Here is a 13,611-nt window from a genome sequence, read left to right as displayed (position 1 = left end):
TTAAGTAGGCATCAAAAAACGTCGAGAGGGGTTTTCTTATGAGAAATGGTACTCATCTAGGGGCTAATAAAAGAGGTTCTATGGCGAGACGACCTGCAACTAGTAAGAAAGAAGAGATTTCTCTAGAGTTGGCTGAACTTGGTTATTTAACACCAAAGCAAGGTTCAATGTCTCCAAATCGACGTGATATGAGTGAGAGGGATAGATCTTACTAATTGAAGGATGCCAAAAAGGGACACAACGTTTAGTTGTGTCCCTTTTTTCACTATATATACTTTAATTTATTTTAAAATGACTTACTTCATTTTGTAATATTTCTGCTAAGTTTGCTAATGATTGTGCACTAGAAGAAATCTCTTGGTTCGCAGCCAGTTGTTCTTCTGTTGCAGCGCTCGTATCATTTGCACCGTCAGCAGTTTGTTGTGCTAGGAGTTGTATTTCTTTTGAAGCTACTGTCACTGCTTCAGACACAGTTTGTATTTCTTTTATCGCAGTTGAGACAGATTCAATCTTGGATCCCACTACTCCAACCGCAGTTTCAATTTCTACAAAAACTTGACGAGATTGATTGGATGCATTTAGTCCTTCTTTTACTTTTTCTCCACCTATATCAATCGATTTAACTGCTTTTCCCGCTGCCAATTGTATAACACCAACCATTGATTCAATTTCCGAGGCTGAATTTTTGGATTGCTCCGCAAGTTTTCTCACTTCCTCAGCAACTACTGCAAAGCCCTTACCGTATTCCCCAGCTCTAGCTGCTTCAATCGCTGCATTTAGCGCAAGTAAATTAGTTTGCTCTGAAATTTCGGTGATTAATGCGGTAACTTTCTGTATTTCATTCGAGTGCTGTTCCATTTCTTTAATAATATCAGATGACTCTTTAATAGTTGCATCAATGGTATTCATTTGATCAGATACTTTGGATACTACCTCTGATCCATCTGCAACCAATTCTATAACTGTATTTGCAGCATGTTCCATTTCATCATTACTCACAGAAATTCGGTCAACAATGTGACTCATATCTGACAGTGAATCATTGTTTTTATCTACGATGCGTAGTTGTTGTTCGCTACCCATCATTTGTTGTTCAGCAGCTGTTGCTACCATTTGAGAAGATGCAAGGCTCTCTTCTGAGCTTGCTGAAAGTTGCTCAGCACTCGATGCAAGTTCTACAGATGAATCTCTCATTCGTGTAACCATTCCTTTTAGGTCTTCTAACATCTTGTTGAACGTACTAGCTAATATACCAATTTCATCATTATTTTTAATGATGACGTGATCAATTTGTAAGTTTCCTTCTGAAATTTCTTTCATCGAAGCTGTCATTTTACTAACCGGTCTAGCTATACCTTGACTTATGACAGAGGAAATAATAACTCCTACCACAATTGCTACTACTATTAGAGCTAGTATCAAAGTAAGGGTTAGTTTTGCTAACTCTTCAAGTTCTATGGTTGTTTTTTCTACTGATTCCATCATATATTCTTTCATGTCTGCAATAGCAGCCATTAACTCTTCTACTACACTTTTACTGTCAAGCTTTGCAATCTCTGCGTCATCGCTAGGTATTGCATCTCTAGTAATAGCTTTGTTTAATGAGGCATAATGATTCTCTAATTCTATTATTCTGTCTAGCAGGACTTGGCCATCCGCCGCTAATTTCATGTCATTAATTCTGCTAGCAGTTTCTTGGAATCCTTTGTCGAATTGATCCGTTAAACCTTCTACTTTAGTATCACCCAAAGCTAAAGCTAGACTTACCGTTGTCATATCCTTTTGAAAACCAGTAAGTTCATCGAGTAATAGTATTGGTTCCACTCGATCCTCTATTAATGATTTATATTCCCCACTTATCCGATTTACTGAGTATAAGCTTATTAACCCCACAACAATTAATAGAATAAGAACAGATCCAAATCCTGTCCACATTTTCTTCTTTATAGATACTTTCACCTAGCTTATTCCCCTTCCAAAATAAATAAAAAGACTCACTAAAATAACTTTATTACTTCCAAGGAACTAGGTCAATAGAAATTTTATTATTTTTAGAAATAAAGTACTAATATATGAGTCATAATAACTTATTAACTCTAATATATATTTGAGCAATATATCACTTTTCTTTTTAAACAATAAATAATTGAATACAAAAAACAGACACCTATTCTGATGATGCCCGTTTTTTCAAATTTTCAATTAGAGAATTACTTTTTCATTTTGACTTACCCACTGTTGCAGAGGTTCTTGAAAGCGTGATATCATCCACCCCAATATTTTTCCGATAAAATAAGCGGCAACTATAGTACCGATACCAATTGCTCCAAAGGACTGTATAAAAACTAAACCCATTATAGCTGCGACAAAAACATTTACTAAATCACCCGTAATCTTTGCTTTACTAAACTTGATTTTAAACTGTTCGCTAATAACATACGTTAACGCATCGTAGGGCATTAGAGGGAGTTTTGCGGTGAAATATCCGATTAATCCTGCTGATACGACAAATAAACTAATAATCAAATATACACAACGCAATACTATAGATTCAGGTGCAGGCAGTAATTGCACGAGGAATAATGTAGCATCCATAAAGAAACCAAATACAACCGAAATAATTAATTGAAGCATTAAATCTTTTATATCCATACGTTTGCTTAAAATGATTTGAACAAGTATAAATAATATATTTGCAAGGACTGTAGTAATACCGATTGATAAGCCTGACGTTAAGACAAGTGCATATGCCAGAGAAGAAACAGGTGATACACCAAGTCCTGCTTGAATCGATAAACTAACACCAAGTGTCAAAAAAAATAAGCCACCTATATATAAAGTAAGGCGCTTCATCGTAACATTCTTATGATTCATAAGTAATTTCGCTTCCTTTTTTAATCTCCTATCCATCATATCATCCAATTCAAGATACTAAAAATATATATATGATAAACTATTCATATGAAAATACATATAATGAGGTGTACGGATGGATATTCGACAATTACATTACTTTAGAGAAATCGTAAAGCATTCCAGTATTTCTAAAGCTGCAGAAGCCCTACATATAGCACAGCCACCACTCAGTCAACTTTTAAAGAAACTAGAAAATGACCTTGGCACAACTTTAATCCATCGATATCGAAAAAAATGGGAACTGACTGAAACAGGAGAAATATTGTATCAATATGCGGAGCAAACACTAATGCAAAGACAGGATGTTGAGCGACGAATTCAAGAAGTAGAACAAGGAAAAGCCGGAACAATCCGTATCGGTGTTTCTTCCGCATGCGCGAATATGATGATTGATTACGTAAGAACATTTAGAACACAATCTCCTAACGTTAAAATTAGTATTGTTAACGGTAACTCCGATGAATTATTAAAACGACTCGAACAAAGAGAAATAGACTTGGCATTTCTTTTACGTCTGAGCACCAGTGAACAATATGAGATAAAAGTATTAAAAAAACAACCTTATGTTGTAATTGTCCCAACTAACTGGTCGACATCATTTTTAGATTCACATATAACTTTTAATCAGATTGCTAAATTACCTTTTATCATGTTGGGTGCAATAGAAGGACATTCTTTTCATGGAGAAATACATAGAGCGTTTGAAGAACATCATGTAGAACCAAATATTATAATTGAGTGTAAAGATATTGCTATGGTAGCCTCACTTGTTAGTAAAGGTTTAGGAGTATCGATTATTCCAAATATGGATTATGCATCTACCTTTCTAGAAAATCTCACCCTTTTCGAATTGAAACAGTTTAACCATAGTGTGGAACCTATCATCTTAAAACTAAAAAATGCACCTACCTCAAAAGTGGCCGCTCAATTTTGGGATATAGTAGATTAAAAAACATTGGTAAAGAAAAATAGACCCGGAAATACTTTTCCGAGCCTACTTTCTTATACAAGCTAACTATTAAGATCAGCATAAATTTTATAATTTATTTTGATCCAATTTCCTTTGACGAATTTTTCCATCCATATAATTCATTTTCTTTAATGTACTTATAGCAACTTGTAGGCAAGAGGTATTTTGCTTCTCCCCCAATTGCAAATTCATCACGAATATAAGTAGAGCTAATTTCCATGGCAATACCCTTATCGATTAAGTGGAAAGTGCTTCCATCGTCGTTATTTCGCAGCAAAGGAGAACCACTTATCGCTTTCAGCATATCAATACCATCTCTAGCCATGACAATAAATTTATTTTCACTCACTAGTTTATCTGCACTTCCCCACTTACCATCTCCGATATCCACTAATAAGTCTGCTCCCATAATGAAATATAAATCATCCTCTGGGTATACTGTCTTTAAGTGCTTCATTGTGTCATAGGTGGAGATTTTCCAGGCATCTTGCTTCATTTCAAAATTATCTAAGGTGAATTTTTCATCCGATTTAATCGCCATTTCTAGCATATTCCAGCGATGTTCGTCTTCTGTATTCATCGTTTTATCTTTTCTTTTGTTGGAGCAAGGTAAAAAGATGACCTTATCTAACTTGCAACGATTTGCTATTGTACTTGCTGTAAAAAGATGGACATTGGTAATGGGATCAAAAGACGAACCATAAATTCCTATCTTAGCCATTAGATTACCTCCACTTATTCAATAGTAGTTAAACTGTCTTAACATAATTTTATTTAGCGTGCCTCTACTTTTTCTTTCACCTGTTGAATATTAACCATTTTGTTATCCCAACATTTTTGACTTAAGTCAACGGGGTATTCTTCGGGATTCAGAAGTCTTTTATATTCATCCCATAAGAACAACAAGTTTTCTTTCACATCTTGTTGGATTTCTAATATTCCTGGTAATTCGTATACCTGTTTACCATCCACAAATATGTCATGATGAAGTTCTTTAGCCTCGTAATTTGTTACGAACTTACTGATATACGTATGAACCGGATGGAACATTTTCAACTTTTCTTGTTGTTCTGGTTTTTCATCATCCATTGCGATGTAATCACCTTCTGACTTATTACTCGTCAGGTTAATAATACGGTAGACTTTTTTAAGTCCAGGTGTAGTAACCTTCTCTGGGTTTCCAGAAATCTTAATGGTATCTACCATATTTCCATGATCATCTTCAATAGATACCAATTTGTAAACTGCTCCTAATGCTGCTTGGTCATAAGCAGTAATTAGCTTAGTGCCGATTCCCCAAGCATCAATTTTAGCTCCTTGATGTTTTAATTGAGAAATAGTATATTCATCCAAATCATTAGATGCAACAATTTTCGTCTGTTTGAAACCGGCTTTGTCTAGCATCTTTCTCGCTTCTTTGGATAGATAAGCTAAATCACCACTGTCCAAGCGAATGGCTTTGAAGTTAATCTTATCGCCCAGCTCTTTTGCTACTTTGATAGCAGTAGGAACGCCAGACTTTAAGGTGTCATACGTATCTACTAAGAAAGTACAATCTTTATGTCTTTTCGCATACTTATGAAATGCGGTATACTCGTCACGATACGCTTGAACCATAGAATGGGCGTGCGTACCAGATACAGGTATACCAAATAATTTCCCAGCTCGCACATTACTAGTTGCTTCAAATCCTCCGATAAAAGCTGCTCTTGTTCCCCAAATAGCTGCATCCATTTCTTGTGCGCGCCTCGTACCAAATTCCATAGCGGTTTGATCACCAATTACTTGTTTCATTCTAGAAGCTTTTGTCGCTATTAACGTTTGATAATTGACGATATTCAGTATAGCCGTCTCTATCAATTGTCCTTCCGCTAAAGGAGCTTCAATACGTAACATAGGTTCGTTATGGAAGACCAATTCTCCTTCTTTCATCGAACGAATTGTTCCAGTGAATCTCAGCGTTTGAAGATATGCTAAAAAGTCTTCTTCGTAACCTAGTTCGTTCTGAAGATATTCTATATCACTCTTTGTGAATTGAAAGTTAGAAATATATTCAACAATTCTTTCTAACCCGGCATACACTGCATACCCATTACCGAATGGTAACTTTCGAAAATATACTTCAAAAACAGCTTTACGGTTGTGTATATTATCTTCCCAGTATGTTTCTGCCATATTGATTTGGTAAAGATCTGTGTGTAACGCAAACCCATCGTCTTTGTAATTTGTTTTCATGCGTACCCCTCCGTCTCATTTTAATACCCACTTACTAGTTTATAGATGGTTTTATCGGACTTCTGCACCTATGCTGTTTTGGAAATGACCTAGAGCCCATTCATGACCTAGTTGGTTGAAGCTCGCGACAGCATCCTTATAAACGACTACTTTAAAGCCCTTGTTATACGCGTCCACTGCTGTATGAAGTACGCAAATATCGGTACATACACCGACTAAGTGAACTTCTGTAATTTGTCTTTCTCTTAGCTTTAACTCTAAGTCTGTACCGGCAAACGCCGAATACCTAGTTTTGTTCATCCAATAGACTTGTTCACTATTCTTATTATTTTCATATACATCTTTGAGTTTTCCAAACAAATCTCTTCCTTCCGTTCCCTCTATATTGTGAGGGGGAAATAGCTTAGATTCAGGGTGGTACTGGTCATCCTTTTGATGAGTATCAATCGCAAAAACGACCAAGTCGCCAGCAGCTATAAATTCTTCCGTTACATGTAAAATGGCTCCCTCGATATCCTGTCCTGGTTTACCACATGTTAATGCTCCATTGTCCGCCACAAAATCTACCGTGTAATCAATATTCAACAATGCTTTGTTCATCATTCATCCGCTCCTTTATATTAAATAAATCATCAATTGTTAAATTGTTAATTAATACATAGAAAAAAATTAATAATTTGCATTATAGATAGAAACAAAAGGCTCGAAATCGGTAAATCTATATAATTGTGCTTTGTTTTTAGACCATCTATTAGATTTTTTTAACTCCCCTTCATCCATTACTTTTTCAATGAATGGCAAGGATGGTGCTTTTCTAAAAAACTGTGAATCAAGTTTAATCCAGGAATCATCCAATACGGTTAATAGTACGCCCTGTAATTCCGACAATACGAATTCTTTCGGTAAAAAGTTTTTTGCTAATGTAGTAAGAGCCATATCTTTCTTTATAATCCAAATGGCATCTGAAATTATTTGTTGGTGGTCGAAAGCGAGCTCTAACTGACTGATTTCTTCTAAGTTGAATAGCTGTACATCCGAAGCATCATCAGCTGCTTTGCGTTTGACTAACTGGTTTTCTGGTACAATCGCATAATGCGCGTTGGAGATAATCCAAGCACGTTTGTCACGTCCAGGTTTATCGTAAGTGCCAAAGTGTTTCATCTTGAGATTGGTTACCCCTGTCTCCTCTTCAAGTTCTCTCGAAGCTGCTTCAAATGCTGTTTCATCTGGCTGAACAAAACCACCTGGCAATGCCCATTTACTACCTTCTACATTTGGCTCGCCCTCTGCATCCTTTGCTGCTCTTTGTATCAACATCAACTTCAATTCTTTTACAGGTGGTTTATGCTTTTCTACCTCAGTTGAAATGATGGTAAATACGGCAATATCACTTGTATATCCGTCGGGTGTTTTATATTTATTTGCATCGTAATTCTCTAACATTTCTTCTTCCGACTTATATTTCCCCATCATAGTACCTGCCTTTCTATTATAGTACTCGTTCTTTATTTTAATTAACAGTTTGTTATTTGTTAATTGTATTTTACGCTATAACATTTATTTTTGCAAGGCATATGTCATGAAAAAGACAAAATAAAAAGAAATTTCCTTTTGTGTGACGGAGTATTTATTGACCACCATTTTAAATTGGTCTATATAACACCAACATCTTCAAGGAAATTTCAGATGGGACTTAATATTAAGCTTCTAATTTATGATGGAAAGGACACTTTCCTTGAATGGGTTCAATATCATCCCCAATAAAGGATTGCTTCCATTCATTATGTGTTGGATCTCCGAAGTGGCCGATATCTGGATGCTTAGGAAGTTGGTCCCAAACCTCTACTCGTTTACGAACCTTTTCACGCGACATAATACCACCCTTTTCAGTTCCTTCTAGTCCTTCGAAGATTTTGCGAGGCTGAAATCCAAGAACCATTGCATTCCCTAAGTGACGTGTCTTTCTCTTCTTATATGCAGGAGCATTTCCAAACACGAAGATTGGCTCTCCATTGAATCGAAAATCCCATAAATGATGATCAGGGTCGCGTGGACTGTCTTCTGGCCATTCAACTTCATCCATTTCATGTAAGTATTGAAGGATATCCCAGAATTGCTTACGATAATCCTCGATTGAACCCTCTTGCTCAAAAGGCTCTACAAATACAAAGAGACCATGTCTTTTGTAATTTGGTAATTTAAACAGATCTAGAAAGCCTTCCACTGCAGAAGGTAGATTACTCCAGTCCTCTTGGCTAATATATGCATAACGAAGCTCGCCTTTCAATTCTCCACTCATTCCAAAAAAACAAGGAAACGTCTTATCCGTTACTGTGTTATGAAAAGTTTCATATTCCTTATACAGCCAATTTGGTAAGTCGGTTCTAGTATGAAAATCTTCTTTTGTCAATAATGCCTGTTCCTTTGTAATCATACAATCGCCTCCACAATCATTATTCATACATCTCTTAGTCTTGTCTTTACCCAATCTTAAATCCCCTAAAACAATGATATTAAAATTCAAATAAACTTCACTGAAAAAGGTTATACAATGAAAAATATAGGGAATAGAAAAGAAGAATGAATTAAAAAAGTGGAGGATTCCTTATGGTAAAAATAATTCAAGATCAATCTCAAGTACATTGTCAAAGTGAATATGAAACACTAAAAAAAGTCGTCTTATGCGAACCTCAATATATGGAAATTAAAGAAGTAATTAATGATGTTCAGAAACAATATGTAAATGATAATATTGACCGTTCACTTGCTATTTCACAACATCAACAATTTGAAAAAGCCTTAGAGAATGCCGGTGTGGAAGTAATTAAATTAACACCAAGCAAAGACCATCCCGAACAAGTTTTCACAAGAGATATAGGCTTTACCTTGGGCAATCATTTGTTTATCTCCGAAATGGCAAATCCGATTCGTCAGGGTGAAGAGAAAGTGTTAGCTGATTGGATGAATGAACATGACATTTTTTACAAAAAGCTTTCTGAACACTCCATAGAAGGTGGCGATGTTATCGTGGATGGCCATCGAGTGTTTATCGGGATTAGCCATCGTACATCTATGGACGCTATTAAAGTTTTACAAAAAGAGCTAACAGATTTCGATATCCTACCTATTGATTTTAACCCAAAATACTTGCACCTTGACTGTGTATTCAATATTCTCTCTGCAAAAGATGCATTGATTTTTCCTGATGCGCTCGACAAAAATATGGTGGAGCTATTATCGAGTATGTATAATTTAATCGAAGTGAGCGAAAGTGAGCAGTTCTCAATGGGTACCAATGTATTATCTATTGGACAAAATCGGGTAATCAGTTTACCAATTAATCATGACGTTAATCTTCAAATGAGGCAGCATGGCTATCAAGTGATAGAGGTCGATTTCTCGGAGATCATAAAATCAGGTGGTTCCTTCCGCTGTTGCTCTATGCCAATAGAACGACGCTAATAAAGTTACACACAAAAGACCCATTCCTCTAGGAATGGGTCTTTTTAAAGTGCCTTATTTAGAAAGGATTTGTTGCTAATAAGCTAGCTGTTTTCACATAAATTCTCGGATCTAATTTTAATTGTGACACAATGAACTCAGCTATATCTTCTGGTTGCATAAATTGGTCGATTTTATCTTTATCCACTAAAGAAGAATTGGTAGCCAGCTCTGTTACGACTGTACTCGGAGTTAATGCAGTCACGCGTATATTATTACGGCGAACTTCTTGAGCTAATGATTCTGTCAGCCCAATAACCCCAAATTTAGATGCACTATATGCACTTGAACCAGGCGCACCATTTAATCCATTTGTTGAAGAGATGTTAATAATATCTCCTCCATTTTTTTCAATCAGTTGTGGAAGTACTGTATGTGTTACATAATAAGTACCCATTAAGTTAACATCAATAATCTTTTTCCACTCTACAGGATCTGTGTCTACTAGTTTCTCAAAGCCACCAATTCCTGCATTATTTATTAATATATCGGCAGTTCCTAATTCACTAGTTAGTTTTTCTATTGCTTGTTTCACTTCTTCTAATGAAGAAACGTCTGCTGGCGCATAAGCTACTTTAACATTTAAGGTACCAATTTCTTCAGCTACACTCTTTAATGCTTCCTCTGTTCTTGCAAGTAATCCAACGTTTACTCCTTCTTTTGCTAAAGCAATAGCTATCGCTTCGCCAATACCTCTTCCTGCTCCCGTTACAAATGCCACTTTTCCTTTTAATGATTGTCCCATTTTTAGCAACTCCTTTTTCATGATAATCTACTCTAATCATAGTCCTGTAAAATGAAAAACTCCATTTAAACAACTTCACTATGTGAAATCCATCATGATATACAGAGGAAAGAAGCCGAGAGAAGTGTTTAATCACTTTTCACGGCTCTTTTTCATCCTCAATAGGTAACTCTATAACGCCTATCAGTTGGACCCTAAATATAGTGCATATTATCAATTTGAATTACGAGAAATGCTCCTTATTTGGAATTTACGGGCATATTTATTCATCAAAATTTTTCCTAAAGAATGGGCATTACGTAGTAATATTATTTAATTCAAAACATCAAGAAGGTCTGTTAGATGTTAGTGGAATCTTCTCATAATCTTCCGGATTCAACGTTTCTACAGAACCATCTGCGACGCCTTTAATAATTGTTTCTAGTCCACGTTCAACCGATTTAACAAGTTGTCCTTTTTCCTTCTGCCCCATTGTTTGTGTCTGACCTTTCACCTCAAAAAGCACAGTTCCACTACCATTCAGCGCATAGCTTCCAAGAGCTGTGCCCGGGAGATCAAGCCCTTGAGAATAGAGTGAAATATTCTTGAACTTTGAGTTACCATAAGATTGAAGTTCGTTATAAGCTGCAACGTTCAATTGTCTTGAAAAATCATAGTTGTAGTTATCAGCATATTGGGCGTATTTCGCTCCTTCAGGTGTGTTCGGATCTGGAACAAACTGTGCGGATAGTGACAGCGTTACTTCATCCGAGGTGCCATCCACATAGTATATCCCTTGATGATGTAAATCCACAAAGACATCTACATTTCCATACTCCTCTTTTAATGCCTTATATACATCACGAGAAGTTTGTGATTCAGGTGTGATAAACCAACCTGGCTTGTTAGATGCTCCTGGGAAGTCTTGCGCCTCTGGGACATAGTTTAAGTTTGGATTAAAATCCCTATTCACATCGAAACCTGGATTCTCGCCATAGTTATAACTTTGACTAATCCCTCGGTCTAAATAGTTCCAAGAAGGTTTAGCGCTTGCCAGTTGTGGGAAATCTCTCACTGCTTCATCCCATGTCATACTATTACGTCGTTTGTCCGCTTCAGATGCATCTGGATTCATCATGGGCATGAAAACAATCGTAACTTCTTCACGGATTTTCTTTGCTTCTTTTGAATTTGTGGAAAGGCTTTTTAAGAGATTTAAAAGAGCGACTGTACCAGTTTTTTCGTTACCATGAATTTCGCTTTGAAGAAGAATAACTTTGTCACCTGTTCCAACTTTGGCAGTGTATATATCCAACCCTTTATGGGATTGACCAACGACCTCTACCTGTACAACTCCATTACTTGTCTTCTCAAGTTGTTTGAGTGTTTTTTGGAGCTCACCATGACTGATAAAACCAGAGATAGAGTATTCATGATGATGTGTTTCTTGTTTAACCGTATCCGCAGCATAAACAGGAAAAGCCAAGCTTGTACATAGCCCTAAAATACCTATTGTACTAACCATTTTTTTCTTCAATACATATCACTCCTTCTTCTAATTCTTAGAACTGTTACTAGAATAACAAACGAAATTTAAATAGTAAATTTATTATGAATATTTGATTAATTAGTATTATAATAGAGTTATATAGCTCAATTTATGTATACCTTTAGTGACACGAAGGACTAATTATTTCGACTACCAAAGTTAATCACTTTATAAGATAATTGAACTACATTGAATTTTATGTTATTCCTTTTACCAATCTAATTCCCTTACTAAAAAAGAGTCGAGAAAAGTGATTATCACTTTTCTCGACTCTTTTAATCTTCTACTGGTAACCAACCTTTTACATTTACTAGTCTATCCCATAATGGATCAGGGATAACTAACTCTTCTTGCGCTTGTCTCGAAAGAGTTTTACGTATTTGATCTTCCTGGCCTGCTTGAACTTTATCCATCCACTTTGGTTCCATTAATAGTTCTCGACCCAATGCAATGAAAGGCACTCCCGTTTCTAACGCTTCGACTACCTCATCCGGTGTATGCAATGAACCTACTCCAACTACCGGAGTCCGATCCCCTATTTTTTCATGTATCTTAATAATTCTTGACTCTGTTTTATCTTCTTCACGGAAGGAACCATTCCAGAAATGATTCACAGACACATGTAGATAATCTAAGCCCTGATCAGCTAGCTTATCTACGAATTGAAGAGTATCCTCCAATTGAATCCCAGGGTTACTGCCCTCTTCTGGAGAAATTCGATAACCAACAATAAATGGTGTTTTTGCATGTTCCCTTACTGCTTGTTTAACAGAATCTATGATTGCCATGGGAAACTTCATACGTTTCTCAAGGGAACCTCCCCATTGATCTTCTCTTCTATTTGAATGCGGCGAGAAGAACTGCTGTAACAGGTAAGTGTTAGCTCCGTGGATTTCTACTCCATCAAAGCCTGCATCTATTGCTCTTCTTGTAGCATCTCCAAAAGCCTGGATAGTCTGCTTAATTTCATCCTCTGTCATCTCTCTCGGAACTATTGCACCTTCACGTTCCGCAGCAACAGCACTTGCTGAAACGGGTTGCTGATCTGGTAATAACTGGGCCGGCGACTGTCTGCCCCCATGATAAATTTGAATAATAGCTTTTGTTCCATTCGATTGAATACTCTGAGCTAGTTTTTTCAATCCTGGAAGGAATTTATCATCATCTATGCTAAATTGTCCTGGAAATCCTTTACCACCCTTGATCACATATGCACAAGCAGTGATAAATGTACCGACACCACCAGAGCGCTCCTTATAATAGGCTAACTCTCTTTCCGATACTTCCCCGCTTTCTTCCGAGGAATAGTGAGTCATTGGAGCTACCATAATTCGATTTTTTACTTTTACACCTGATGAAAACGTAAATTCTTGAAAAATCTTTTCGTATTTTTGTTTCATTTTATTAACCCCTTTACTAGTCTTCCTAAGAAGAACAATGTATCTTCTTTGTTAATACTACAGAAGTTAACGTTAATGTTCCAACAATCTGCCACATGAAATCCCTATGCTGCACACTATGTATAATAGTATACGTCATAGGGATTTGTTTATTGCTCAGCTCTAATTTTTTCTATTTCTTTCACCCAAGCGGTAATGTTTTGATGTATACGTTCATACTCTTGATCATTCCAGCATGGCCATACACATTAAGAGAGAATTCTTTTACTATATTCAGTGAGTTTTATACAAATCTGTTGCTATATTATTCTCAAAT

13 protein-coding genes are annotated in these 13,611 nt (G+C 36.3%); 3 read left to right on the top strand and 10 right to left on the bottom strand.

Annotation, left to right across the window (positions count from 1 at the left end; all coding sequences use genetic code 11):
- Positions 1 to 38: 38 nt before the first annotated feature.
- Positions 39 to 215, top strand: a complete 177-nt coding sequence (locus MHI47_RS01690; protein WP_175496217.1) for a hypothetical protein — start codon at positions 39 to 41, stop codon at positions 213 to 215.
- A gap of 61 nt (positions 216 to 276) precedes the next feature.
- Here the strand turns inward: MHI47_RS01690 and MHI47_RS01685 are convergent, their stop codons facing one another.
- Positions 277 to 1,959 carry a methyl-accepting chemotaxis protein gene (locus MHI47_RS01685; RefSeq protein ID WP_340761275.1) on the bottom strand — a complete coding sequence of 561 codons (1,683 nt, stop codon included), beginning with the start codon at positions 1,957 to 1,959 and terminating at the stop codon, positions 277 to 279.
- Positions 1,960 to 2,202: 243 nt separating this feature from the next.
- Positions 2,203 to 2,874: a YczE/YyaS/YitT family protein gene (locus MHI47_RS01680; protein ID WP_340829179.1), complete on the bottom strand. Its 672-nt coding sequence runs from the start codon at positions 2,872 to 2,874 to the stop codon at positions 2,203 to 2,205.
- 115 nt (positions 2,875 to 2,989) lie between these two features.
- Here MHI47_RS01680 and MHI47_RS01675 point away from each other — a divergent pair, with 115 nt between their 5' ends.
- The gene (locus tag MHI47_RS01675) at positions 2,990 to 3,865 is read left to right on the top strand and encodes a LysR family transcriptional regulator (RefSeq protein WP_340829177.1); all 876 of its coding nucleotides are present in this window, start codon (positions 2,990 to 2,992) and stop codon (positions 3,863 to 3,865) included.
- 94 nt (positions 3,866 to 3,959) lie between these two features.
- Here MHI47_RS01675 and nadD read toward each other — a convergent pair whose 3' ends face one another.
- The 5 genes from nadD to MHI47_RS01650 form a co-directional block, all read right to left on the bottom strand.
- Positions 3,960 to 4,607: a nicotinate (nicotinamide) nucleotide adenylyltransferase gene (nadD, locus tag MHI47_RS01670; protein WP_340761273.1), complete on the bottom strand. Its 648-nt coding sequence runs from the start codon at positions 4,605 to 4,607 to the stop codon at positions 3,960 to 3,962.
- A 53-nt stretch (positions 4,608 to 4,660) separates the two neighbouring features.
- A complete protein-coding gene (locus tag MHI47_RS01665) occupies positions 4,661 to 6,121 on the bottom strand; it encodes a nicotinate phosphoribosyltransferase (RefSeq protein WP_340768028.1) in 1,461 nt (486 codons plus the stop codon).
- 51 nt (positions 6,122 to 6,172) lie between these two features.
- Complete coding sequence (locus MHI47_RS01660; RefSeq protein ID WP_093536732.1) at positions 6,173 to 6,721, bottom strand: cysteine hydrolase family protein; 549 nt, start codon at positions 6,719 to 6,721, stop codon at positions 6,173 to 6,175.
- A 69-nt stretch (positions 6,722 to 6,790) separates the two neighbouring features.
- Positions 6,791 to 7,591, bottom strand: coding sequence for an NUDIX hydrolase (locus tag MHI47_RS01655; protein WP_340771304.1), 801 nt, complete (start codon positions 7,589 to 7,591; stop codon positions 6,791 to 6,793).
- Positions 7,592 to 7,820: 229 nt separating this feature from the next.
- Positions 7,821 to 8,555, bottom strand: a complete 735-nt coding sequence (locus MHI47_RS01650; RefSeq protein WP_093536260.1) for a YqcI/YcgG family protein — start codon at positions 8,553 to 8,555, stop codon at positions 7,821 to 7,823.
- A gap of 173 nt (positions 8,556 to 8,728) precedes the next feature.
- Here MHI47_RS01650 and MHI47_RS01645 point away from each other — a divergent pair, with 173 nt between their 5' ends.
- Positions 8,729 to 9,583 (top strand): dimethylarginine dimethylaminohydrolase family protein, encoded by an 855-nt coding sequence (locus tag MHI47_RS01645; protein WP_340829175.1) that lies wholly within the window; start codon positions 8,729 to 8,731, stop codon positions 9,581 to 9,583.
- Positions 9,584 to 9,641: 58 nt separating this feature from the next.
- On the opposite strand, the gene MHI47_RS01640 is transcribed toward MHI47_RS01645, so the two are convergent.
- From MHI47_RS01640 to MHI47_RS01630, 3 genes are all read right to left on the bottom strand, one after another.
- Positions 9,642 to 10,367 (bottom strand): 3-ketoacyl-ACP reductase, encoded by a 726-nt coding sequence (locus MHI47_RS01640; protein WP_340829173.1) that lies wholly within the window; start codon positions 10,365 to 10,367, stop codon positions 9,642 to 9,644.
- A 325-nt stretch (positions 10,368 to 10,692) separates the two neighbouring features.
- Entirely contained in the window at positions 10,693 to 11,883 is a 1,191-nt protein-coding gene (locus MHI47_RS01635; RefSeq protein ID WP_340829171.1) for a M14 family zinc carboxypeptidase, read from the bottom strand.
- 287 nt (positions 11,884 to 12,170) lie between these two features.
- The gene (locus MHI47_RS01630) at positions 12,171 to 13,295 is read right to left on the bottom strand and encodes an NADH-dependent flavin oxidoreductase (RefSeq protein WP_340829168.1); all 1,125 of its coding nucleotides are present in this window, start codon (positions 13,293 to 13,295) and stop codon (positions 12,171 to 12,173) included.
- Positions 13,296 to 13,611: the final 316 nt, after the last annotated feature.

Source organism: Psychrobacillus sp. FSL H8-0487, from assembly GCF_038008385.1.
Classification (GTDB): Bacteria; Bacillota; Bacilli; order Bacillales_A; family Planococcaceae; genus Psychrobacillus; species Psychrobacillus psychrotolerans.
The sequence above is the reverse complement of the archived record's forward strand: the minus strand, read 5'-3'. Positions and strand labels throughout refer to the sequence as shown.